The organism is Gemmatirosa kalamazoonensis, assembly GCF_000522985.1.
In the GTDB taxonomy this organism is placed as follows: Bacteria; Gemmatimonadota; Gemmatimonadetes; order Gemmatimonadales; family Gemmatimonadaceae; genus Gemmatirosa; species Gemmatirosa kalamazoonensis.
Genome location: NZ_CP007128.1, coordinates 4,984,902 through 5,008,231, shown reverse-complemented (window position 1 = coordinate 5,008,231; position 23,330 = coordinate 4,984,902). Strand labels below are relative to the sequence as shown.

General features: G+C 72.1%; 19 protein-coding genes. 15 read left to right on the top strand and 4 right to left on the bottom strand.

The window, feature by feature from the left end; genetic code table 11:
• The first annotated feature begins 61 nt into the window (after positions 1-61).
• On the top strand, positions 62-1,522 hold the full coding sequence (locus J421_RS21665) for a flavin-containing monooxygenase (RefSeq protein WP_025413271.1): 1,461 nt from the start codon (positions 62-64) through the stop codon (positions 1,520-1,522).
• Between the two features lie 198 nt (positions 1,523-1,720).
• Entirely contained in the window at positions 1,721-2,599 is an 879-nt protein-coding gene (locus J421_RS21660; RefSeq protein ID WP_025413270.1) for an SDR family oxidoreductase, read from the top strand.
• A gap of 89 nt (positions 2,600-2,688) precedes the next feature.
• On the opposite strand, the gene J421_RS21655 is transcribed toward J421_RS21660, so the two are convergent.
• Positions 2,689-4,623 (bottom strand): multicopper oxidase domain-containing protein, encoded by a 1,935-nt coding sequence (locus J421_RS21655; protein WP_025413269.1) that lies wholly within the window; start codon positions 4,621-4,623, stop codon positions 2,689-2,691.
• Between the two features lie 162 nt (positions 4,624-4,785).
• Here J421_RS21655 and J421_RS21650 point away from each other — a divergent pair, with 162 nt between their 5' ends.
• The 5 genes from J421_RS21650 to J421_RS21630 are packed head-to-tail and all read left to right on the top strand — an operon-like array spanning position 4,786 to position 11,593.
• Positions 4,786-6,105, top strand: coding sequence for a wax ester/triacylglycerol synthase family O-acyltransferase (locus J421_RS21650; RefSeq protein ID WP_025413268.1), 1,320 nt, complete (start codon positions 4,786-4,788; stop codon positions 6,103-6,105).
• A gap of 16 nt (positions 6,106-6,121) precedes the next feature.
• Complete coding sequence (locus J421_RS21645; protein ID WP_025413267.1) at positions 6,122-6,487, top strand: hypothetical protein; 366 nt, start codon at positions 6,122-6,124, stop codon at positions 6,485-6,487.
• 30 nt (positions 6,488-6,517) lie between these two features.
• Positions 6,518-8,062 (top strand): hydroxymethylglutaryl-CoA reductase, encoded by a 1,545-nt coding sequence (locus tag J421_RS21640; protein ID WP_025413266.1) that lies wholly within the window; start codon positions 6,518-6,520, stop codon positions 8,060-8,062.
• On the top strand, positions 8,037-9,851 hold the full coding sequence (locus J421_RS21635; RefSeq protein ID WP_025413265.1) for an AMP-dependent synthetase/ligase: 1,815 nt from the start codon (positions 8,037-8,039) through the stop codon (positions 9,849-9,851). Before J421_RS21640 ends, J421_RS21635 begins: the two co-directional genes overlap by 26 nt.
• Positions 9,848-11,593, top strand: coding sequence for an ABC1 kinase family protein (locus J421_RS21630; protein ID WP_104022926.1), 1,746 nt, complete (start codon positions 9,848-9,850; stop codon positions 11,591-11,593). Before J421_RS21635 ends, J421_RS21630 begins: the two co-directional genes overlap by 4 nt.
• Positions 11,594-11,761: 168 nt before the next feature.
• On the opposite strand, the gene J421_RS21625 is transcribed toward J421_RS21630, so the two are convergent.
• Positions 11,762-12,925: a patatin-like phospholipase family protein gene (locus J421_RS21625; protein ID WP_025413264.1), complete on the bottom strand. Its 1,164-nt coding sequence runs from the start codon at positions 12,923-12,925 to the stop codon at positions 11,762-11,764.
• Between the two features lie 223 nt (positions 12,926-13,148).
• Here J421_RS21625 and J421_RS21620 point away from each other — a divergent pair, with 223 nt between their 5' ends.
• Entirely contained in the window at positions 13,149-14,444 is a 1,296-nt protein-coding gene (locus tag J421_RS21620) for a PD40 domain-containing protein (RefSeq protein WP_025413263.1), read from the top strand.
• A complete protein-coding gene (locus J421_RS21615; protein WP_025413262.1) occupies positions 14,441-15,475 on the top strand; it encodes a threonine ammonia-lyase in 1,035 nt (344 codons plus the stop codon). The genes J421_RS21620 and J421_RS21615 overlap by 4 nt, the downstream gene beginning before the upstream one ends.
• Positions 15,476-15,578: 103 nt before the next feature.
• Here the strand turns inward: J421_RS21615 and J421_RS32210 are convergent, their stop codons facing one another.
• Both J421_RS32210 and J421_RS33715 read right to left on the bottom strand, forming a co-directional pair.
• Positions 15,579-16,388: an ROK family protein gene (locus tag J421_RS32210; RefSeq protein WP_025413261.1), complete on the bottom strand. Its 810-nt coding sequence runs from the start codon at positions 16,386-16,388 to the stop codon at positions 15,579-15,581.
• Positions 16,389-16,416: 28 nt separating this feature from the next.
• Positions 16,417-16,674, bottom strand: coding sequence for a hypothetical protein (locus J421_RS33715; protein ID WP_025413260.1), 258 nt, complete (start codon positions 16,672-16,674; stop codon positions 16,417-16,419).
• 283 nt (positions 16,675-16,957) lie between these two features.
• Between J421_RS33715 and J421_RS21600 the strand changes: the two genes are divergently transcribed.
• The 6 genes from J421_RS21600 to J421_RS21575 are packed head-to-tail and all read left to right on the top strand — an operon-like array spanning position 16,958 to position 23,219.
• Complete coding sequence (locus tag J421_RS21600; RefSeq protein ID WP_025413259.1) at positions 16,958-18,094, top strand: esterase/lipase family protein; 1,137 nt, start codon at positions 16,958-16,960, stop codon at positions 18,092-18,094.
• Positions 18,091-18,984, top strand: a complete 894-nt coding sequence (locus J421_RS21595; RefSeq protein WP_025413258.1) for an acetoacetate decarboxylase family protein — start codon at positions 18,091-18,093, stop codon at positions 18,982-18,984. Before J421_RS21600 ends, J421_RS21595 begins: the two co-directional genes overlap by 4 nt.
• On the top strand, positions 18,933-19,490 hold the full coding sequence (locus J421_RS21590) for a hypothetical protein (RefSeq protein WP_025413257.1): 558 nt from the start codon (positions 18,933-18,935) through the stop codon (positions 19,488-19,490). Before J421_RS21595 ends, J421_RS21590 begins: the two co-directional genes overlap by 52 nt.
• Positions 19,433-19,861, top strand: coding sequence for a hypothetical protein (locus tag J421_RS21585; protein ID WP_025413256.1), 429 nt, complete (start codon positions 19,433-19,435; stop codon positions 19,859-19,861). The genes J421_RS21590 and J421_RS21585 overlap by 58 nt, the downstream gene beginning before the upstream one ends.
• Positions 19,858-21,465 carry a patatin-like phospholipase family protein gene (locus tag J421_RS21580; RefSeq protein ID WP_025413255.1) on the top strand — a complete coding sequence of 536 codons (1,608 nt, stop codon included), beginning with the start codon at positions 19,858-19,860 and terminating at the stop codon, positions 21,463-21,465. Before J421_RS21585 ends, J421_RS21580 begins: the two co-directional genes overlap by 4 nt.
• Positions 21,462-23,219, top strand: coding sequence for a hypothetical protein (locus tag J421_RS21575; protein ID WP_025413254.1), 1,758 nt, complete (start codon positions 21,462-21,464; stop codon positions 23,217-23,219). The genes J421_RS21580 and J421_RS21575 overlap by 4 nt, the downstream gene beginning before the upstream one ends.
• Positions 23,220-23,330 lie beyond the last annotated feature (111 nt).

Below are 23,330 nucleotides of genomic sequence, written 5' to 3'. Positions count from 1 at the left end.
TCGCACCGTATCGACAGCGCCGCACCGCCCGCGCCGTCCCGACCGCAGTAGCACCCGCACCATGACTCACCACCACGTCATCATCGTCGGCACCGGCTTCGGCGGTCTGGGCGCCGCGATCCGGCTGCGGCAGGCCGGCGTCGACGACGTCCTGCTGCTGGAGCGGGCCGACGACGTGGGCGGCACGTGGCGCGACAACACGTACCCGGGGTGCGCGTGCGACGTGCAGTCGCACCTCTACTCGTTCTCGTTCGCGCCGAACCCCGACTGGTCGCGCGCGTTCTCGCCGCAGCCGGAGATCTGGGACTATCTGCGCCGGTGCGCGCGCGACTTCGGCGTGCTGCCGCACGTGCGGTTCGGGACCGCGGTCACCGGCGCCCGGTGGGACGACGCGACTGGGCGGTGGCGCGTGTCGACGTCGCGGGGCGAGTACACCGCGAACGTGCTGGTGCTCGCGACGGGACCGCTGAGCGAGCCGGTGACGCCCGAGCTGCCGGGGCTCGCGACGTTCGCCGGGCCCGCGTTCCACTCCGCGCGGTGGGACCACTCGGTGCCGCTCGCGGGGCGGCGCGTCGCGGTGATCGGCACCGGCTCGTCGGCGGCGCAGTTCGTGCCCGCCATCCAGCCGATGGTCTCCGCGCTGCACGTGTACCAGCGCACGCCGCCGTGGGTGATGCCGCGGCGCGACCGGCCGTTAGGCGCGCGCGCGAAGCGGCTGTTCCGGCGCGTGCCGGCGGCGCAGCGGCTCGCGCGCGGCGCGATCTACGCGGCGCGCGAGCTGATGGTGGTGACGTTCCGCGCGCCGCGCCTGATGCGTCACGCGGAGCGCGTGGCGCGCTGGCATCTCGCCCGGGCGGTCGCCGACCCCGCGCTGCGCGCGAAGCTCACCCCCGACTACACGATGGGGTGCAAGCGCATCATCGTCTCCGACGACTACCTGCCGGCGCTCGCGCGGCCGAACGTGGAGGTGATCACGGAGCGCATCGCGGCGGTGCGCGAGCGCTCGATCGTCGACGCATTGGGCGTGGAGCGCGCGACCGACGTGATCGTGTTCGGCACCGGCTTCCGGCCCACCGACCCGCCGCTCGCGCCGTGCGTGCGCGGGCGCGACGGCCGCTCGCTGGCCGACGTGTGGGAAGGCAACCCGCGCGCACACCTCGGCACGACGGTGTCCGGCTTCCCGAACCTGTTCCTGCTCCTCGGCCCGAACACGGGGCTCGGCCACAACTCCGTGGTGCTCATGATCGAGGCGCAGCTCGAGCATCTCGTGGGCGCGGTGCGGCATCTGCGCGCGACCGGCGCCGCGGCCGTGGAGCCGTCGGCGGAGGCGCAGGCGGCGTGGCTCGCCGACGTGGAGCGGCGCATCGCGGGCACGGTGTGGACCGATGGTGGATGCCGCAGCTGGTACCTCGATCGCACGGGGCGGCCGTCGGCGCTGTGGCCCGACTTCACGTGGCGATTCCGGCGGCGGGTCGCGCGGTTCGATCCGGACGAGTACCTCGTGCGGGGTTTCGCGCCGTGACAGGCTCCTCGCCTCGGACGGCTCCATGAGAGTGGACGCGGATCGCGCGGATTTCGCGGAAACGGCCGGATAGGAACGAGGCGTCAGCCTCCAGCCCAGTTCCCGTGAACCATCCGGTAGTGTTCGCGTGATCCGCGTGATCCGCGCGATCCGCGTTCCGAACTCACACCGAGTCATGCGCCGCGTGGAGCGCTCCAGATGCACGACGATCTCTCGGGCAGGACGGGCCTGATCACCGGTGCCGCGCGCGGCATCGGCGCGGAGACCGCGCGGCAGCTCGCGGCGCGCGGGGCGCGGCTCGCGCTCGTGGGCTTGGAGCCGGAGCGGCTCGCCGCGCTGGCCGAGTCGTTAGGCACCGGGCACACGTGGGCGGAGTGCGACGTCACCGACCAGGCCGCGCTGGAGCGCGCGGTGGAGTCGTCGGTCGCCGCGCTCGGCGGACTGGACGTGGTGTTCGCGAACGCGGGCATTGCGGCGCGCACGCCGGTGGGGAAGGAGCCGGTGGAGGCGCTCGCGCGCACGATCGAGGTGAACCTCGTGGGCGTGGTGCGCACCGTGTGCGCGACACTGCCGCACGTGACGGCGCGACGCGGCTACTACCTCCTCATGTCGTCCGCGGCGGCGATCGCGCCGCTCCCCGGCATGGCCGCGTACGCGGCGTCGAAGGCGGGCGTGGAGCACTTCGCGAACGCGTTCCGGCTGGAGGTCGCGCACCGCGGCGTGGCCGTGGGCGTCGCGCATCCGTGCTGGATCGACACGGACCTCGTGCGCGACGCGCGCGCCGACCTCGCATCGTTCGACGCGACGCTGAAAACGCTCCCGGGGCCGTTCGGCACGGTCACGCCGGTGGCCGAGTGCGCGGCGGCGCTCGTCGACGCGATCGTGCGCCGGCGGCGCAAGGTGTTCGTGCCGCGCTCGCTCGCGCCGTTCGCGGCGTTCCGTCAGGCGCTCGCGAGCCCACTCGCCGAGCGCATCTCGGCCCGCATCGCTCGGCGCATGATGCCCACCCTCGAGCGCGAGAGCGCGGCGGTCGGCTCGGCGTTCGGGGAGCACAGCGTGGAGCGCGGGCGGCTGTGACGCTCACGCGGAGCCGCGGAGAACGCGGAGAAGATCAACACCATCGTGTTGCAGTTCTCCGCATCCTCCGCGGCTCCGCGTGAGACGACTCAGCGGACGTGCACGACGACCGGCACCTTCGGCATCTTCGGGGACCCCGGAATGTCGATGTGCCCAAAGACGAGCGTGAGGTCGCCGGGCTTCTGTGGCGTGAACGCGAAGTCGTAGATCTCGCCCGGGTCCGACACCATCACCGCCGGACGCATCGTCGCCTGGCTCGCGGGGAGATCCGCGCCGTCCTTCGCGACCGCGCGCCACATCGTCGGATGGTCGCCGTCGTTCAGCAGCACGATCGCCGGGAAGTCGTCGCTGAGATTGAGGACGCGGAAGCGGTACGTCGTGCCCGCCTTCAGCTCCATCGGCGCCGGCTTCTCCTCGCCGTTCAGCAGCAGCGGCGCCAACGGGCCCCGGATGACGTTCGTCGTCGGGCCGCCGTTGCCGATGAACAGCACGCGGTCCGTCTCGGGGTCGAACCGCTGTCCCGGCTCCAGCACGATGATCGGTCCGTAGAGCCCCGAGTTGATCTGCTGGTACTCGTCGAAGTGCGAGTGGTACATGAACGTGCCCGCGCGCGGCGGCGTGAAGTGCACCGTGAGCGAATCGCCGGGCGCGATCGACGGCATCACGTGCTGGCCCTCGCCGCTCCACCCGGGCACGCCGTCGGGGTAGCTCTCCAGCTCGATGCCGTGCCAGTGGATCGTCGCCGGCTCCATGGCGCGGTTCACGATCGTGATCGCGACCGGCTCGCCCTTCGTGAGCACGAGCGGCCGCGCGGGGATCGGCAGGGCGCCGCTCGCGTCGTCGGCGCTGCCGCCGAACACGAACGCGTAGCCCGGCTTGTCGCCGTACACGTTGGCCCGCTGCCGCACAAGGACGCGCACGCTGCGCTCGGCGCGCGTGCCGTGGCTCGCGACCATCGTCGGCTTCGGCGCGACACGGATGCCGAGCACGAGGCCGAACATCTGATGCGGGGCGCCGGCGGCGTGCATGTCGTGGTCGGGCGCCGGGTGTGCCATCGGCGCGTGCGGGTCGTAGCTCCCGCCCTCGCGGTCGAGCGACACGAGGCTCGAGACGTGGCTCGAGTAGTGACAGTGGAAGATCCAGTTCCCCGCGCGCTGCGGCGCCCACGCGATCGTCGTGGTGCTCATCGGCAACACGATCTCCGTCACGGCGAGATGCCGGTCGGCCGCGGCGTACACCGTGTCGCGCACGCCGTCGCCCTTCGCGTCGACGCGGAAGTAGAACCCGTGCAGGTGCATCGGGTGGTCGGCCTGCGTCAGGTTCACCAGGTGCCACTGCACCGAGTCGCCCTGCGTGAGGTCGATGCGCTCGGTGTGCGGCCACGACAGGCCGTTGATCGCCATCGTGGCGTGGCCGAGCCCCGTGGGACTGTTGGGGTCCAGCGTGAAGTACCACGAGAGGAGGAACACGCGGTCGTTCTCCGGACGCGCCGCGCTCGCGGTGGTCGCGGGATCGACGACGATCGCGCCGTTCAGCTGCGAGTCCTCGAGGAAGCGCGCGTCGATCGGCTTCGTCCCCGTCTTGCCCGCGTAGTAGTACGTGCCCGGCGTCGTCGCGGTGAACGTCACCCACTGCGACGCGCCCGGCGCGATCACCACGCTGTCGCGGTAACCGCGCGCCGCGCCCAGCCCGTACACGGTGAGCGCCTCGGCCAGCGAGTTGTGCACCATCGTGCGCACCTGCGTGCCGACCGTGACGCGGATGAGTGGCCCCGGGTTCTGCAGCGGCTTCCCGAGCTCCGCGAACGCGGCGACGTCGAGGCGCTTGCCCTGCGGGCCCTCTGGGTACCAGGCGCCGGTGCGCGCCTCGAGATGCACCGTGAGCACGCCCGCGCTCGACGTGCCCGCGGGATGGCGATTGTCGTTCGGGGCGACGGCCTCGCTGGGAGGGATGGGCAGCGCGTGGGCCGTGGTGCGTGCGGCGACGAACACCGCGAACGCGGCGAGCAGGCGGGACGTTCGCATGCGGTCTCCAGTCGGATGGACGCTCGAGTACGATCCCGGGGGGCGACACGGATTTGTCATCGTCGGCCGAATGGGGCAACACATGTTGACACTCCCTCCATCCCGCGGTGCGCCGAGCACTGCCGCGTTGCCGAATGCATCGCGGGGCGCGACCTTCGACGAGTGCCCGAGCCTCTGACCCCGGCCGATGGGGCGTGGTGGTGGATGGAGCACCCCACGAACCTCATGACCATCACCGCCGTCTTCACGTTCGCCGAGCCGCTGTCGCTCGCCGACGTGCGGCGCCTCGCCGAGCGACTGCTGCGGTACGACCGCTTCACGGAGCGCGTCGTGGCGATGGGAGTGCTCGGCCGGCCGGCGTGGGAGCGCGACGCCGCGTTCGACCTCGACCGCCACGTCTGCGCGGCGTCGCTGCCCGACGGCGCGGGGCGCGACGCGCTGGAGGCGCTCGTCGGAGAGCTCATGGCGACGCCGCTCGCCTACGACCGTCCGCTCTGGCAGCTCCACCTCGTGCCGGTGTTCGCGAGCGGGAGCGCGGTCGTCGTGCGCATCCACCACTGCGTCGCCGACGGGATGTCGCTCGTGCCGGTGCTGCTGCGCCTCGCCGACGAGCCGCCGGTGCTGCCGCCGATCGCGACGCGCGGGCGCGCGGACGGCGGCACGGAACGGCGCCGGCGCGCGCGCGGCATGTTCGACCCTCGGCGGCTCGTCGAGGCCGCACGGGCGAGCGGCTCGATCGCCACGGCCATCGCCGGCATCCTCGACCTGCGCGCCGATCCGAGCACGCCGTTCCGCGGACCGCTCGGCCGAGAGAAGCGCGCGGCGTGGTCGGAGCCGATCGCGCTCGACGACGTGAAGCGGGTCGGGAAGCGGCTCGGCGCAACGGTGAACGACGTGCTGCTGTCGACCGTCTCCGGCGCGATCGGACGTTACCTGCGCGCGCGCGGCACGGCCGCCGACGGCGTGACGCTGCGCGCCGTGGTGCCGGTGAACCTGCGCGCGCCGGACGACGTGGCGCTCGGCAACAAGTTCGGCATGGTCTTCCTACCGCTGCCCGTGGGGCACGCCGACGCGACGGCGCGGCTGCACGCGGTGAAGCACGCGATGGACCGCGTGAAGCGCTCGCCGGAGGCGGTGCTCATCTTCGGGCTGCTGCGCGCGTTCGGCACGACCACGACGCGACTGCTGAAGCTCGCCGTGAACGTGCTCGGTCGGAAGGCGACGGCCGTGATGACGAACGTGCCGGGGCCGCGCGAGCCGGTGCGCTTCCTCGGGCGCGCGGTAGACATGATCATGTTCTGGGTGCCGCAGTCGGGACGACTCGGGCTCGGCGTGAGCATCCTGAGCTACAACGGCCACGTGCGACTCGGCGTCGCGACCGACGCGCGCCTCGTTCCCGACCCGCAGGCGCTGGTCGACGCATTCCACGACGCGTTCGCCGAGCTGCACGAGGCGCACGGCGAAGTGCCGCAGCCTGTCTGACACTTTCCTCCGCCCCATGTTCTTCCAGTCGATGCTGAAGAAGCTGTACACGATCGGCAGCCTGCAGGCGACGGACGACGGCTTCCGCTTCCAGCTCAAGAACCGGCTGCTCCCCGCGAAGCTGCTCGGCGTGCGACGCGTCGCCGTCGATGGACGCGACGTGCCGCTCGACGGCGCGGAGCTCGTGACGGGCGACGGGCGCGTGCTGCGGCCGTCCGACGTCTCGCCGGCGACGCCGCTCGAGTTCGACCTCGGCGAGACGTTCGACGTGCGGCTGCGCGGTGCGCCGCTCGCGCCGGGCCCGCACGCGATCGCGATCGAGTTCAGCTCGGAGCCGTTCGGCGCGCTCGCGCTCGACGTCGAGGACACGCTGGCCGGCTGACCGCGAGACTCCCCCTCCGCCGCCCCTCCCATGTTCGTCCCCCGCCTGCTCCTGAAGCAGCTCTACACGTTCGGCAGCCTGCGCAACGCCGACGGCGGCGTGCGGTTCTCGATCAAGAATCGACTGAGCGACGCGGAGCTCACCGGGCTGCGCCGCGTCTCGGTGGCCGGCACCGACGTGCCGCTCGACGGCGTCCGCGTGGAGCTGCCCGACGGGCGCGCCCTCGCCGCGCGCGATCTCACGCCGCGCACGCCGGTCGCGTTCGCCCTGCGCGACATGCTCGACATCCGCGCCGCGATGCCGCCGCTGGCGCCCGGCAAGCACCACATCGAGATCGAGTTCGACAGCCGTCCGTTCGGCAACCTCACGCTCGACGTCGAGGACTCGATCGTGCACGACGCGCCGCGACGCGACCGCGTGCCGCGCGCGCGCGACGACGACTACGCGCCGGAGATCGTGGCCGAGCGCCAGCGGTTCGTGGAGCGCGTCTCGGGAGCGTCGCTCGAGCACACGACGCGGTTCTCGTTCGATCCGCACGTCGTGCAGGGGAACTGCGAGCTGTTCTCCGGCGTCGCGCAGATCCCGCTCGGCTTCGCGGGACCGCTGCACGTCGACGGCGAGCACGCGACGGGGGAGTTCGTCATCCCGCTCGCCACCACCGAGGGCACGCTCGTCGCGTCGTACAACCGTGGCATGCAGCTCGTGAACGCGTCGGGCGGCGTGCGGTGCACCGTCGTCGCCGACGCGATGCAGCGCGCGCCGGTGTTCGTGTTCGGCGACGCGCGGCGGGCGCGCGACTTCGTCCGCTGGGTGCACGAGCACGTCGACCGCATCCGCGAGGAGGCCGAGGGCACGTCGAGCGTCGCGAAGCTGCAGGACATCGACGCGTACATGGCGAACAAGTTCGCGTTCCTCCGCTTCAACTACACCACCGGCGATGCGGCCGGCCAGAACATGGTCGGGCGCGCGACGTTCGCCGCGTGCTCGTGGCTGCTCGACAACTACCCCGAGCCCGTCGACCGCTTCTACCTCGAGTCGAACTTCGCGACCGACAAGAAGGCGTCGCACGTCAACATCATGCGCACGCGCGGCAAGCGCGTGACGGCGGAGGTCACCGTGCCGCGCGCCGTGCTGATCGAGCGCATGCGCGTGGAGCCGGAGACGCTCGTCCACCACTACGGCGTGGCGAACGTCGGCGCGCTCCTCTCCGGCGCGAACAACAACGGCCTCCACTCGGCGAACGCGATCACCGCGATGTTCATCGCGACCGGGCAGGACGTCGCGAACGTCGCCGAGTCGTCGGCGGGGGTCGTGTACGCGGAGCTGACCGCGGCGCGCGACCTGTACATGTCGATCACCATCCCGTCGCTCATCGTCGCCACGCACGGCGGCGGCACGAAGCTGCCCACGCAGCAGGAGTGTCTGCGCGTGCTCGGCTGCGCGACGCGCGGCACGGTGAACAAGCTGGCCGAGATCATCGCCGGCGTGGTGCTCGCCGGCGAGCTGTCGCTCGCGTCGGCCATCTCCTCCTCCGACTGGGTGTCGAGCCATGAGCGCTACGGTCGGAACCGCTGAAGCGACGCGCCCGCGCATCGCCCTCGATCCGCGCGGCCCGTACCCGACGATCCCGGAGCTCGTCGACGCCGGATTGCCGCGCAACACGTCGGGCACGCACTCGGCCACGAAGCGCGAGGGCCGGTGGATCGAGACGTCGGTGCGCGACTTCGTCACGATGGCGCAGCGCGCCGCGCGCGGCCTCGCGGCGCTCGGCGTCGCGCCCGGCGACCGCGTCGCGGTGCACGCGGAGCCGAGCACCGAGTGGCTCGCGCTCGACCACGCGATCCTGTCGCTCGGCGCCGTGAGCGTGCCGATCTATCCCACGCAGCCCGGCGACCAGGTGGCGTTCATCCTCGCCGACTCGGGGGCGAGCGTGTACGTGACGTCGGCGCCGCGGATCTGGCGCGGCGTGGCGGAGCACGTGAAGGGCGTCGCGTCGGTGCGCCATCTCGTCGGCATCCGCGGCTCGCTCGACGCGCGCATGCTCGCGTGGAGCGACCTGCTCGCGCGCGGCGACGGGGTGGACGACGCGCGGGCGACGGTGCACCCCGACGATCTCGCGACGCTGATCTACACGTCCGGGACGACCGGCACGCCGAAGGGCGTGATGCTCACGCACGCGAACATCACCTCGAACGTGCTCGCGATGCTCGAGCGGCTGCCGTGGGACCTCGAGGGGGAGCGTGAGGGCGGGCGCGTGCTGTCGTACCTGCCGCTGTCGCACGTGTTCGAGCGCACGCTGTCGTACACGTACCAGTACATCGGCTATCCGATCTGGTTCATCGAGGTCGCCGAGGAGATCGCCGGCGATCTCGGCACGGTGAAGCCGGTGCACTTCACCACCGTGCCGCGCGTGCTGGAGAAGGTGCACGCGAACGTGCACGCGCGCGCCGGCGAGATGCAGGGGATGCAGAAGCGCATCTTCGCGTGGGCCGTGGACGTCGCCGATCGCTACTCGGTGGACCGGCCGCCGACGGCGGCCGAGCGCGTGCGGCTCGCGATCGCCGACCGGCTCGTGTACCGCAAGCTGCGCGAGCGCTTCGGCGGACGACTGAAGGCGATCAGCGCCGGCGGGGCGGCGCTCTCGGCGTCGGTGATGAACTTCTTCAACGCGATCGGCATCTTCTGCGGCCAGGGGTACGGCCAGACCGAGACGTCGCCGGTGATCACCATCTACGACCCGAAGCGGCTGCGCGCGGGCTCCATCGGCAAGCCGATCGCGAACGTCGAGGTGCGCATCGCGGACGACGGCGAGCTGCTCGTGCGCGGGCCCAACGTGATGCGCGGCTACTACAACAACCCCGAGCAGACCGCGGAGGTGCTCGACGCCGACGGGTGGCTGCACACCGGCGATATCGTGACGCGCGACGCGGACGGGTTCCTGTTCATCACCGATCGGAAGAAGGACCTGCTGAAGCTCTCCACCGGCAAGTACGTCGCCCCGCAGCCGATCGAGATGAAGCTCGCCGCGAGCCCGCTCGTCGAGCAGGCGGTCGTGATCGGCAACGGCGTGCAGTTCTGCACCGCCCTCATCGTGGCCAACATGAAGGAGCTCGAGCGGCGCCTCGCGGCGCAGGGGCTCGCGCTCGACGGTCCGATCGAGAAGTCGCCGGCGGCCTGCGCGCTCGTGCAGGCGGAGATCGACGCCGTCAACCCGACGCTGCCGAAGTGGGAGCAGGTGCGCGCGTTCCGTCTGCTCGGCGAGCCGTGGACGATCGAGGACGGCGCGCTCACGCCGACGCTGAAGATCAAGCGGCGCGTGATCGCCGAGCGGTACCGCGCGCTCATCGCCTCGATGTACGCGTGAGCGAGACGACGCATGCGCCGCCGGCGCTCCCGGCGCGCGAGTCATCCGCGACGTCCGCGCGGCCGGCGCTCCCGCCGCCGGCCGTGGCGCCGCAGCCCACGCGGCCGACGCCCCACGGCCGCGCGAGCCTGGCGGGCCGATTCTTCACGATTTGGCGGCACGTGCTCGGGCTGCTCGCCGGCGGGCTCGTGGCGCACGTGCGAGCGCTTCCGCCGGAGCGACGGCGCGGCCTCCGATCGTTAGGCAACCGCGTCGGCGCGGCGCTGGTGCGGCCGTTCCTCGACGGCGAGCTGGCGCGGCTGCCGTTCCCCGCGCAGCTCCGCCGGCGGCTCGAGCTGTTGGGGCCCACGTTCATCAAGCTCGGACAGATCCTCGCCATCCGCGAGGACCTGCTGCCGCGTGCGGTGACGAGCGAGCTGCAGAACCTGTTCGACCGGCTGCCGGCGGTGCCGTTCGCCGAGGCGCGCGCCATCATCGAGCGGAGCCTGGGCCGGCCGATCGCCGACCTGTTCGAGAGCGTGGAGGATCCGCCGATCGGGTCGGCCTCGATCGCGCAGGTGCACCGCGCGTGGCTGCTCGGCGGCGAGGCGGTGGTGGTGAAGGTGATGAAGCCCGGCGTCGCGGATCTCATCCGGGCCGATCTCACGCTGCTCGGCGCCGTGGGCCGGCTGCTGGAGGCCGTGATCCCGCGCTACCAGCCGCGCCAGGTCATCAGCGAGTTCGCCGCGTACACCATTCGCGAGATCGACTACGGCTACGAGGCCGACAACGCGGAGACGTTCGCCGCGAACTTCGCCGACGAACCGGACGTGGTGTTCCCGCGCATCGTCCGCGACGCGAGCGCGGCCGACGTGCTGACGATGGAGTTCCTCGACGGGCTGAAGCCGAGCGATCCGCGCGTGCTCGCGATGCCGGCCGAGTCGCGGGCGCGGCTCATCGACCTCGGTGCGGCGGCGATCGTGCGCATGCTGTACCAGGATGGCTTCTTCCACGCCGACCTGCACGCCGGCAACCTGCTCGTGCTCCCCGGCGACCCGGCGACGGGGAGCCCGGTGCGCGTCGGCTTCATCGACCTCGGCATGGTGGGCCGGTTCGAGGAGCGCACGCGGCGGCGCATGCTGCACTACTTCAACGCGCTCGTGAACGGCGACGTGGACGGCGCGACACAGCATCTCGCCGACCTCGCGACGAGCGACGCGCAGGGCGACATGCCCGGCTTCCGGCGCGCGGTGGCGGATCTGTCGCGCCGGTTCGTCGCGCAGTCGCGCACGGGCCAGTTCAGCCTCGCGCAGCTCATCCTCGAGTCCGTGGGGCTCGGCGCGCGCTACCGCGTGTACTTCCCGGTGGAGATGACGTTGATGGTGAAGGCGCTCGTCACGTTCGAGGGCGTCGGTCGGCTGCTCGACCCGCATCTGGACGTGGCGTCGGCGGCGCAGGTGCACGTGACGCGCGTGTTCCGGCGCACGTTCAACCCGCAGGCGCTCGTGCAGGAGCTGTGGCGGAGCGCGCCCGAGATGATGGATCTCGTCTCGCAGCTGCCGCGTCTCATGGGCGCCGGGTTCCGCGCCGCCGAGGAGACGCTGAGCGGCAAGCCGCGGCCGAATCCGCTCGCCGGCGTACGCGGTGCGATCCTCTCCGGCGCGTGCATCGTCGCCGCGGCGCTCGTCGTCGTGCAGCACGGGCCGATCGCGCTGTCGATCGGGCTGTTCGTGATCGCGGCGCTGCTGGGGGTCTTTCGTTAGGCGCTCTGGCGCCGTTCCGGGCTCCACGTCCGAGTGTTCGTTGGACTGAAGGAGGACTGAAGAAGGACTGAAGAAGGACCAACAACAAAGACGTTGTGTCGTCCTTCTTCAGTCCCTCTTCAGTCCCTCTTCAGTCCTTCAGACACACGTACGTGGAGCCGTGCCGGGTCACACGGCAGCCGCCGAGCCGAGGAGGCCCGACGGCCCGAGCCCCAGCGGAGCGACGGTCCCCTCGGCGGAGAACAGCGCGCGCCTCGGGTCCTCCAGCACGTCGCGCCGCAGCGTGAGATCGTGGCGCGCGAACACCGGCGCGAGCCGGTCGAACTCGCGCAGCAGGTGTCGCCGCGTGCTCGCGTAGGCCAGCTCGCAGACGCCGCGGCGGTTCGCGAAGCTGAAGATGTTCGAGAAGAACAGCGCGTTCTCCTCCATCTCCGGCTCGATGAGCACGAGGTCCGCGTCCGGGTGCGAGCGCGCGTAGCCGCGGAACGCCGTGTCCATGCGCGAGTGGATCACCGTGCGGAACGTCTGCGACATGACGAGCGGCAGCCCGTAGTCGGCGAGCGAGCGGCGCCCGTCGCGCGACGACGTGAGGCGCACCGGCACGATCGGGTTCACGCAGAGGAGGAGCGTCGCCCCCTCCTCGAGACCGAGGCTCGCGTTCAGCGTGCGGCGCGCCACGCCGTCGATGTAGTGCTCGCCGTCGATCTCCACCGGGCAGAAGAGGCCCGGCAGCGCGGTGCTCGCCTGCACGGCGCGCGAGATCGGCACGTGGTCGAGCCCCGGTGCGCCGAACGTCGCCAGCTCCGCCGTATCGAGCCGCACCGCGGCGATGCGCAGCCGCGTCCGGAGATCGCCGAAGCGGTTCGTGCGCCCGTCGTGCGCGAGGGCCGCGGCGACGAAGCGCTCGATGCCGCGTCCGTCGAACAGCGCCGTCGGCACCGCGGTGCCGAGCTCCGCGACGAGCCCCCAGCCTAACGCGTCGCGCGGCGCGGCGAGCACCCGCCGGGCCGCGCGCGCCGCGATGCCGGGGAGTCGGAGCAGCCGGTCGGCGAGCTCGCCCCACGCCGGCGTGAGAAACGCGTCCGGGTGCACGTCGAGCGTGGGGTCACCGGAGCGGCCGACGATCGCCGCGGCGAGCGTGCGCGCGTCGACGCCGTTCGCCAGCATCGACGCGACGAGCGCGCCCGCGCTCACGCCGACGTAGACGTCGAGCCGCGTGAGATCGAGCCCATCGACGGCCTCCGCGAGCGCGCACAGCACGCCCACCTCGTAGAACCCGCCCTCGACCACGCCGCCCGCGAGCGCGAGCCCGACTCCGTTGCCGCTCGTCACGTCGATAACACGGATTGTGGTATGCGTCGCGTCCCTGCGCGGGACGCATAACGTGCCGCGTCGCGACGGGCAAGCCGGGCAGGGAGCCGGTGGCGCGATCGCAGTTACCAGGGGGGGCTCCCCCCCCTTCGCCCAAGGTTCTACACGCGCGTGCACGGCGTGGTACCAATCCGACGCGAACCCGCCCATTCCCTCGCATCTGCACGGCGGGTAGCGTGACCACATGCGATCACTCCGCGTCCTCCCGCTCGCTGCCGCAGCGGCACTCGGGCTGCCCCCGGCGCTCGCCGCGCAGGGCCCCAACCCGCTCAACCTGTGGACCGTCGACCTGCGCTGGAGCGGCGACCGGCTCGTGGTCGGCCCGCCGCGCAAGCTGACCCACGACGACGGCTCGAACAGCCAGCCGGCGTTCACGCCCGACGGTCGCGCGATCGTGTTCAGCGCGCTGCGCGATACCGGCACCGCCGCGCGGAGCGACATCTACCGCATCGACCTCGCGACCGGCGCCGAGCGCCGCGTCACGAGTACGCCGGAGAACGAGAACTCGCCGACCGTGCTGCCGAGCGGGGAGTACGTCGCCGTGCGCTGGCAGCCCGCGACGCTGTTCCGCGAGTTCGGTCCGTGGGTCTACGCGCCCGACGGCACGCCGCGCCGCGCGGTGCTCCGCGCGCCCGACACCACCGGCTACTACGTGCCGCTTCCGAACGGGGACTACGCGCTCACGCGGCCGAAGTCGCGCACGTTCACGTTAGGCATCTTCGACGCGCGGACCGGCGCCATCACCGACGTCGACAGCGGCGTGCCGGCGCTCCCCGCGCAGCGCATCCCCGGCGAGCGCGCGCTGAGCTACGTGCACGTCGACTCGGCCGGCGCGCACCACGAGATCCGCCGCTACGACCTCGCGACGCATCGCGTGACGACGCTCGCGCCCACGCTCGTCGGCCGTACTGCGCACGCGTGGATCCCGGAGCACCGCACGGTGCTCATGGCGAAGGGCAACGTGCTGTACGCGCGCCGGATTGGCCGCGACACGTCGTGGACGCCGGTCGCCACGTTCACCGATCCGGAGCTGCGCCACCTCTCGGCGTACGTCGTGAGCCCACGGGGCGACCGGCTGATCCTCACGTCGCCGAAGCGTCTGTCGCTCGCCGTCGTGCTGCGCGACTCGTTGGAATCGGGGCGCCCCGCGAGCGACGTCGCCGCGATGCTCGCGGCGTGGCGCGACGCGGGCCGGCTCGCCGACTACGACGTGGCCGAGGGCGCGCTCGGTGGGCTCGCCGACGAGCGGCTGTCGCGCGCGCAGCCGGCCGGTGCGGTCGCGCTCCAGACCGTGGTCGCGTCGCTGTTCCCGTCGTCGTACCGCGCGCTCGCGCGACTCGGCGACGTGCAGCGCGCCGCGGGCGACTCGTCGGCGGCGCTCGCATCGTACCGCCGCGCGCTCGAGGTCAACCCGCGCGCCACGCGCGCCGACAGCGCGGCAGCCGACGCGGTGCAGCGCAAGCTCGGAGGGCATCCATGACGGCGACGGCGAGCGATGTCGACGCGCCGACGCTCGACGAGATCCGCGCCGCGCATGCGCGCCTCGCCGCGCACGTGCGCGAGACGCCGACGTGGCGGTGGCGCTCCGACGCGCTCGCTGCGGCGGGGCTGCCCGAGCTGGTGCTGAAGCTCGAGCTGTTTCAGGAGGGCGGGAGCTTCAAGCCGCGCGGCGCGCTCGCCGTGATGCTGGAGCTGTCGGCCGACGCGCTCGCGCGCGGCGTGACGGCGATCAGCGCCGGCAACCATGCGATCGCCGTCGCGTACGCGGCGCGCAAGGTGGGCACGACGGCGAAGGTCGTGATCCCGCGCACGGCGAGTCCCGTGCGTCTCGCGCGGTGCCGCGCGTACGGCGCGGAGGTCGTGCTCGTGGACGACGTGCACGAGGCATTCGACCGGGTGCGCGCGATCGAGGCGACGGAGGGGCGCACGTTCGTGCATCCGTTCGAGGGACCGCGTACCGCGCTCGGCACGGCGACGCTCGGCCTCGAGTGGATGACGCAGGCCCGCGCGTTGGGCGCGCCGCTCGAGGCGGTCGTGGTGCCGATCGGGGGCGGCGGGCTCGCGGCGGGCATCGCCGCCGCGGTGAAGCAGCTCGACCCGAGCTGCGCGGTGTACGGCGTGGAGCCGGAGGGCGCCGACACGATGTTCCGCAGCTTCCGCTCCGGCGTGCCCGAGTCGCTCGACCGCGTCCGCACGATCGCCGACAGCCTCGGTGCCCCGTACGCGGCGCCGTACAGCTTCGGCCTCTGCCGCCGCTACATCGACGACGTGGTGCTCGTCGACGACGACGCGATCTGCCGCGCGATGGGGCTGCTGTTCGCCGAGATGAAGCTCGCGTGCGAGCCCGCCGCCGCCGCGGCCACCGCCGCCGCGTTAGGCCCGCTGCGCGACCGCCTCGCGGGCAAGCGCGTCGGCGCGATCGTGTGCGGCAGCAACATCGACGTCGATACGTTCCACGCGCAGGTCACGCGCGGCCTGGGGACTCGGAGCGCGGCGGGCTTTCCGGAATGAACCGCAGAGGACGCAGAGGGCCGCAGAGGAAAACCAATTGCTGTTGGTTTCCTCTGCGGCCCTCTGCGTCCTCTGCGGTTCGAACGCCGAGCGAGAGGCGTCTCTAGTCCCCGGGTGCGGGCTCCGCGACGGGCGGCCCACCCGGATCGGGGATCGGCGCGTCGGCGGGAAGCGCGGCATCGGGGATCGGCTCGGCCTGGAGCAGCGCGCGCTCCTCGGGGGCCATCCACAGACGGAAGCCACCGCGGAACGCGTCGGCGTTGGAGCCGAGGCGCGTGTTCGGCGGCAGCTTGTCGAGGTGCTTCACGAGGCGTCGCGCGCTGCCGCCGCCGATGAGCAGCGACTGCGTCTGCATCCCCTCGACGAGTCGGTGGCACACGTCGTACACGAAGTGCCGCCACCGCTTGTTGCCGACGCGCTTGCGTCCCGCCTCGCCGACGTACTCCTCGAACTCGCGCCCGCGACGATACGGCAGGTGCGCGAGCTCCAGCGGCTGCAGGTGTCCCTCGATGACGAGCGCCGAGCCGAGCCCCGTGCCGAGGCCGAGGAAGAGCATGCGGCCGCCCTGATACCCGCCGAGCGCCTGCATCGCCGCGTCGTTCAGGATGCGCACCGGCCGGTCGAACGCGTGCTCGAAGTCGAAGCTCGTCCATCCGCCGCCGAGGTTGCGCGGCTCCATGACGATGCGCCCGTCGACCACCGGCCCCGGGTAGCCGATCGACACCACGTCGTAGCGCCAGCCGCGGATGGCCGCCTGGAGCGACGTCGCCATCTCGAGCGGCGTGAGGCCGGGGCCGGACGGCACGCGGATCGGCGTGGTCTGTCCCGTGGCGAATGCTTTGACGTGCGTGCCGCCGACGTCGACGACGAGAATGCGCTGTCGGCGCTTGGGGCGTGGGCGGTCGAGGATCACGGGCGCGCGGGTGGTCGGAGCCCGGACGTTACCGATCGCGCGGCCCGTCCACCAGAGCGAGGAGTTCGGAGTCGGAGAGCGTCGCCCAGTCGTCGGGCGGTGCCCAGATGCGGCGCACCGTCGTGCCGCAATCGACGATGAGGCACTCGCGCGAGCGCGCGCCCGGCACGTTGCGACAGTCGGCCGCCCAGATGCGCCACTCGCGCCCGGCGATGCTGTCCCAGACCGTGCGCGGGCGAATGCGCGGTGCGCCGTCCTCGCGGCGCGTGTCCTGATGAGGATGCATGTTGCGGCTGCTCGATCCACTCTGGTGCGCCCGTCCCGCTCCGCCCGACCACCCACGGCAAGCCGTTTGGTCTTTGCGAACGCCGGGCCACGCGGCGCGGAAGTGTGCGAAAGCGATGACGCCGGAGCCGACATGCGTGCCCACGCACGCGTGCTTGCGCCGTCTCCGGACCGGGTCCATGTTAGGCGCCGCCACCGCGGGACGGAAGCGCGCAGCAGACGCGAGATGTCGTCGTCCCGGACGAGCTCGCCTGGTCCCGCACGATCGCGACCGGAGGTGCGCCGTGAGCGGTGCCCGCAGCGAGCCGTACGTCGAGCGCACGGTCCCCTTCGCCACGTCCGACGGACGCGCGGGGAACGTCATCAACGTGCGCGGCGCGAAGCCGCCTTCCCGTCCGCCGGTGCTCCTCGTCCACGGCGCCGGTGTGCGCGCGAACATCTTCCGCGCCCCCGTCCAGACCACGCTCGTCGACCATCTCGTCGCCCGCGGCCACGACGTGTGGCTCGAGAACTGGCGGGCGAGCATCGACCTGCCGCCTAACGAGTGGACGCTCGACCGCGCCGCCGTCCACGACCATCCCGCCGCCGTGCGCACCGTCGTGCGCGAGACGGGCACGGACGAGATCAACGCGGTCATCCACTGCCAGGGCTCGACGAGCTTCATGATGTCGGCCGTCGCCGGCCTGGTGCCCGAGGTGCGCACCATCGTCGCGAACGCGGTCACGCTGCATCCCGTCGTGCCGGGGCTCTCGCGCGCGAAGCTGAACGTCGCCGTGCCGCTCATCGGCGCCGTCACGCCGTACGTCAGCCCGCGGTGGGGCATCAAGGCGCCGACGCTCGTCGCGAAGGCGCTCACCGCGCTCGTGAAGCTGACGCACCACGAGTGCGACAACACGGTGTGCCGCTGGGTGAGCTTCACCTACGGCAGCGGCTTTCCCGCGCTGTGGCGCCACGAGCACCTGAACGACGCGACGCACGAGTGGCTGAAGGGCGAGTTCGCCGACGTGCCGATGTCGTTCTTCCGGCAGATGGCGCGCTGCGTGCGCGCCGGGCACCTCGTCGCCGTCGATGGGCTGCGCGAGCTTCCCGAGAGCTTCGTCGCGCGCCCGCCCGAGACCGACGCGCGGTTCGCGCTGTTCGCGGGCGCGCTCAATCGCTGCTTCCTGGCCGAGAGCCAGACCCGCACGCACGCCTTCCTCGAGCGTGCGCGCCCCGGCTACCACACGCTGCACGTGCTCCCGACGTACGGGCACCTCGACGTGTTCATGGGCCGCCACGCGGCGCGCGACGTCTTCCCGCTCATCGCCGCGGAGCTCGAGCGCCCCACCGAGCGGCCGCGCCCGCGCGGCGTGCAGGTGCCTAACGCGAGCCTCGCCGCCCCGATCGCATCGCCGACCGCGCCGCCGAAGGTGCCGTCATGACCATGCTGCCACGCCGCCTGCGCGACCAGACTGGACGCCACGCGCTCGTCGACGGCATCCCGTTCACGCTGCCGGTGCACTCGGAGCGGACGCCGGCGCTCATGGCCGCGTTCCCCATCGACGCCGACCGCGCCGCGGTGATGCTGCCGGGAAACGAGCTGCACGCGTTCCGCTGGCGCGGGCACGGGCTGCTCGTCGTCACCGTCGTCGACTACCGCGTGACGTCGATCGGCAAGTACATCGAGTTCAGCATCGCGATCGCGTGCACGCGCGGCCGACGCCCGGCACCGCCGCTGCTGCCGCTCGTCTTCCAGAAGACGTACGGCCTCGGACAGTACGTCGTCGACCTGCCGGTGAGCACCGAGGTCTCGGTGAAGGGCGGCAAGGGCATCTGGGGGATGCCGAAGCACCAGGCGAGCCTCGACTTCGTCATCGAGGAGCACGCGGTCAGCAGCCAGTACGACCTCGACGGCCGGCTCGCGATGCGCATCGAGGTGGAGCAGCCGAGGGGGCTGCGCGTGCCGCTGTTCAATCTTCCGGCGGCGAACTACTGCGCGTTCCGCGGCATGCTGTACAAGTCGTACATCTACTTCACCGGGCACCTCGGCATGACGCTCGGCGGGGCGGGGAAGGCGCGGCTCACGTTGGGCGACCAGCCGCGCATGCGCGCGCTGCGCGAGCTCGGCATCGGGAGCGACCCGGTGTTCACGGCGTTCTTCCCGAGCACGCACGGCACGCTCGACGACCACTACGAGTGCTGGTTCCTCAGCTACGACCGTCTGCCCGTCCAGCAGCCGGAGGGGATGGAGAGCGTCGTGAACCTCGGCCTGGGGGAGACATGGCCCGAATCGCCGCACCGGGATACGGCAGCTACACCCCGCACGCGCTGACTCCGGCCGCGGCGGACGCGCCGCCGCGCCAGCACCCGCTGCACGTGGTGAACGCGACGCTGCTGCTCGCGTGCGCGTCGATGTACTTCGGCACCGGGTGGTCCCTCGTGCTGTTCTCGTTCCCGATCGCGCCGCGGCTCACGCCCAGCACGTACACGCTGCCGTTCGTCGCGCCGGTGGAGGCGGCGACGCGCTTCTTCACCGTGATGACGATCGTGATGCTCGTCAGCGCGGCCGTGATGCTGTGGGGAGAATGGCGCACGGGCTATCGCTGGGTGCCGATCGTCGTGGCGCTCGCCGTCGTCGCCGCGACGGTGCTCACGACGCGCATCATCTTCCCCGCGAATCACGAGATGGAGGCGGGGATCGCGACGCAGGCGCGGCTGGACACGGTGCTCGCGCGCTGGATGCTCCTCAACCGGATCCGGACGGGGATATGGACGGTACAGTGGCTGACCATGGCGACGTACTTCGCGCTCCGGGCGCGGCGGGCGCCGGCGCGCTGACGCTCGCCCGGCGCGCGCTGCTCGCGATCGCCGCGCTGACGGTGGCGAGCGGCGCCACGCAGCTCGTCGCGCCGCGGCTCGTCCTCCGCGTGGTCGGGGGCGACGTCGGCAACGCCTCGGCGGCGCACTTCTTCGGCATCGTCGGCATGTTCATGGTGCTGTTCGGCGGGCTGCTCTGGCAGGCGCTGCGTGCGCCGGTGTCGATGCCCGTGCCGGTGTTCTGGGCCGCGCTGCAGAAGCTCGGCGCGTCGGCCGCGGTGGCGTTAGGCGTGTCGCGGGGCCTGTTCTCGCCGCTCGCGCTCGGCGTCGCCGGGTTCGACCTGCTCTCGGGCGTCGTCGCGCTCTGGTACTGGAACGCCGTCCGCCGATGACCCACACGTCGAGCTGGTTCGTCACGCCGCCGTTCAGCGTCATCGCGCCGCACACGCCGTCGATCGCCGCGGACGATGCGCCCGGTCCGCGCCGCGCGCTCGTGCTCGCGGGCGGCGGCATGCGCGTCGCCTACCAGGCCGGGGCGATCCGCGCGCTGGCCGAGGCGGGACTCCGCTTCGCGCACGGCGACGGGACGTCCGGCGGCACCATCAACCTCGCGATGCTGCTCTCCGGCGTGCCCCCGGCGGAGATGTGCGATCGCTGGCGCACGCTCGACCCGAAGGCGTTCGCCTCGCCGACCTCGATCGAGGAGTACCTGAAGCTCCCGAACGCGATGGCGCTCGGCGACGCGGACGGCGTGACCGGGACGGTGTTCCCGCATCTCGGCATCGACGTCGGGCGCGTGCGCGCGGCCCGCGGCATCGACGGCACGTTCAACGTCTGCAACTTCACGCGGAAGACGGCCGAGGCCATCCCGCACACCGACATCGACCTCGACCTGCTCGTCGCCGGGATCTCGCTGCCCATCTTCATGCCGCCCGTGCGCGCGCGCGGCGCGACGTGGACCGACGCGGTGTGGATCAAGGACGCGAACCTGCTCGAGGCCGTGCGCCGCGGCGCCGACGAGATCTGGCTCGTGTGGTGCATCGGCAACACGCCGACGTACTATCCCGGCGCGTTCCGCCAGTACGTGCACATGATCGAGATGTCGGCGTGCGGCGTGCTGCACGAGGAGCTGCGGCGCATCGCCGAGATCAATCAGGACGTCGCGTTCGGCGAGCGCCCGTACGGCCGCACGCGGCCGGTGGTGCTGCACGTGATCAAGCCGCGCACCGCGCTCCCGCTCGACCCCGACTTCTTCTTCGGCCGCGTCGACGCGCGCACGCTCGTCGCCCTCGGCTACCTCGACGCCGTACGCTACCTCGACGCCATGCGCGCCGAGGGCGTCCCCCTCACACCGGAGGCCACCCAGATGCAGGACGAGCCCCTCGGCATCACGTTCCGCGAGACCATGGCCGGCCCGTTCGCGTTAGGCGTCGACGACCCGAAGGCGGGGGCCGCGGCGGGCGAGCGCGCGGCGACGACGCTCACCATGCACGCGACGGTCACCGTGCACGACGTGCAGCGCTTCGTCGCCGATCCCACGCACACCGGAGAGCTGGTGGGCGAGATCGACTTCCCGCCGCTCGGCACCGGCATCCCGGCGCGCGCGGGCGTGTTCCGCCTGTTCTCGGCGGGCGGCACGCCGGGGCTCAAGTACATGGTGTACGAGCTCGGGTTCCAGCACGACGGCCGCCGCTACTACCTCGCCGGCAAGAAGGAGGTGCGGAACGACGCCGGGCTGGACATGCTGAGCGACACGACGACGCTGTTCACGCGGCTCCACGAGGGCGACGACGCGAACGGGCCGGTCGTGGGCGCCGGCGTGCTGCACCTCGACATGGGCGACTTCGCGAAGCTGATGTCGACCATCCGGCCCGTCGGCGCGCGGTCGATGACCGAGGGCGCGGAGGCCGTGATGACGTTCAGCCGCTTCTTCGCCGGTCAGCTCATCGACTCCTACGGCGGCGCGGTCGGGCGCATGATGGGAGGCGGGGCGTGACCGGATCGGCGCCGGCGCCGCGCGTGCCGGCGAAGAGCGAGCGGGCGACGATGACCGGCTGGTTCGATCCCGCCCAGCTGATGCGCACGGGCATGCGCGTGCTGGTCTCGGAGCTGTTCGGCCAGAACGCCGACCGCCGCATCCTCGACTCGATCGCGCACCGCGACATCGGCGTCTGCGACTACTCGACGTGGGACGAGCTGTGGCTCGACTACGTCTCCGACACCGGCGACGGCTGGAACGCGACGTACGGCATCGCCCACCAGGTGGCGCAGCCGACGCTGAGCGTCGACGACCCGCGCGGCACGACGCACCTCACGCGGCGCGGCCAGGTGCTCGTGTTCGGCGGCGACGAGGTGTACCCGACGCCCAGCCGCGAGTGGTACGAGCAGAAGCTCGTCGCGCCGTACCGCACCGCGCTGCCCAACAGCGCGAAGCCGCAGCCGTCGGTCTTCGCGGTGCCGGGCAACCACGACTGGTACGACAGCCTGGTGTCGTTCACGCGGCTGTTCTGCGGCACGCGCGACCGCGCGCTCGGCGGGTGGCAGGCACGCCAGTCGGTGAGCTACTTCGCGGTGCGGCTGCCGCACCACTGGTGGCTCGTCGGCACCGACGTGCAGCTCGACTCCGACATCGACGACCCGCAGCTCGAGTACTTCCGCGGCGTCGCGAAGCAGATGGAGGACGACGCGCGCGTGATCCTCTGCACCGCGGAGCCGCACTGGATCGAGGAAGCGCGCTACGCGAAGTTCGACCCGTCGCTCACCCAGCGAAACCTCAACTACCTCGAGCGCGAGGTGTTCGGGCGGCGCATCGAGGTGTTCCTCTCGGGCGACCTGCACCACTACCGGCGCCACGAGGCGCGCGACGGCCGGCAGAAGATCACCGCCGGCGGCGGCGGCGCGTACCTGTCGCCGACGCACCACGACGTGTCCGAGGTCGCGACGCTTCCGGAGGGCTACACGCTGAAGGCGTCGTTCCCGAGCGTCGAGGAGTCGAAGCGGCTGTCGTGGGGGAACCTGCTGTTCATCAGGCACAACCCGAAGTTCGGGATCCTGACCGCGGTGCTGTACCTGCTGCTCGGCTGGTCGGTGAAGGTGCCGTTAGGCGCCGTGTCGCTCAGGGAGCCGACGCGCGCGCTCGCCGCGCTGCGCGACGCCGTGCTGCTCAGCCCCACGGCGATGGTGTGGGGCGTGCTCGTCGTGTTCGGCTTCGTCACGTTCACCGACTCCCACTCGCCGACGCAGAAGCGACTCGGCGGCACGCTGCACGCCCTGGCGCATCTGCTGGCGGCGTTCTTCTCGGGGTGGATCGGCGCGGCATTCGCGGCGAACGTGCTCGCCGGCCGTCCGCAGTGGCTGCAGTGGCTCACGGTCGGCGGCTTCCTGCTCGTCGGCGGCTACGTGGTCGGCTCGGTGATCATGGGGCTCTACCTCCTGATCTCGCTCAACCTGTTCCACCGCCACAACACGGAAGCGTTCTCCTCGATGCGGATCGAGGACTACAAGAGCTGGCTGCGGCTGCAGGTCACGCCCGACGGCGCGCTGCGCATCTACCCGATCAAGCTCCACCGGGTCGCGCGCAAGTGGCGCCCCGCCGAGCCGCGCGACGCCACGCCGTCGCTGCTGGTGCCCGACGACCCGCACGCGACGGCGCCCGAGCTGATCGAATCGCCGATCGTCATTCCGGGCATCGTGCGCCCCGGCTCCGGCGGCTACGCCGCGGCCGCGGCGCCGGGCCTGACGATCTCCTGATGGCTCACGCGGAGCCGCGGAGCACGCGGAGAACACCATTGAACCGAATAGGACGCAGAGGACCGCTGGGGTTCTCTGCGACCCTCTGCGTCCTCTGCGGTTCGATCACAC

What these genes read in the sequence shown, in the direction of transcription:
- J421_RS21665 (WP_025413271.1), top strand. Translation starts at nt 62, where the DNA reads ATGACTCACCACCACGTCATCATCGTCGGCACCGGCTTCGGCGGTCTG.
- J421_RS21660 (WP_025413270.1), top strand. Translation starts at nt 1,721, where the DNA reads ATGCACGACGATCTCTCGGGCAGGACGGGCCTGATCACCGGTGCCGCG.
- J421_RS21655 (WP_025413269.1), bottom strand. Translation starts at nt 4,623, where the DNA reads ATGCGAACGTCCCGCCTGCTCGCCGCGTTCGCGGTGTTCGTCGCCGCA.
- J421_RS21645 (WP_025413267.1), top strand. Translation starts at nt 6,122, where the DNA reads ATGTTCTTCCAGTCGATGCTGAAGAAGCTGTACACGATCGGCAGCCTG.
- J421_RS21640 (WP_025413266.1), top strand. Translation starts at nt 6,518, where the DNA reads ATGTTCGTCCCCCGCCTGCTCCTGAAGCAGCTCTACACGTTCGGCAGC.
- J421_RS21635 (WP_025413265.1), top strand. Translation starts at nt 8,037, where the DNA reads ATGAGCGCTACGGTCGGAACCGCTGAAGCGACGCGCCCGCGCATCGCC.
- J421_RS21620 (WP_025413263.1), top strand. Translation starts at nt 13,149, where the DNA reads ATGCGATCACTCCGCGTCCTCCCGCTCGCTGCCGCAGCGGCACTCGGG.
- J421_RS21615 (WP_025413262.1), top strand. Translation starts at nt 14,441, where the DNA reads ATGACGGCGACGGCGAGCGATGTCGACGCGCCGACGCTCGACGAGATC.
- J421_RS33715 (WP_025413260.1), bottom strand. Translation starts at nt 16,674, where the DNA reads ATGCATCCTCATCAGGACACGCGCCGCGAGGACGGCGCACCGCGCATT.
- J421_RS21595 (WP_025413258.1), top strand. Translation starts at nt 18,091, where the DNA reads ATGACCATGCTGCCACGCCGCCTGCGCGACCAGACTGGACGCCACGCG.
- J421_RS21590 (WP_025413257.1), top strand. Translation starts at nt 18,933, where the DNA reads ATGGCCCGAATCGCCGCACCGGGATACGGCAGCTACACCCCGCACGCG.
- J421_RS21580 (WP_025413255.1), top strand. Translation starts at nt 19,858, where the DNA reads ATGACCCACACGTCGAGCTGGTTCGTCACGCCGCCGTTCAGCGTCATC.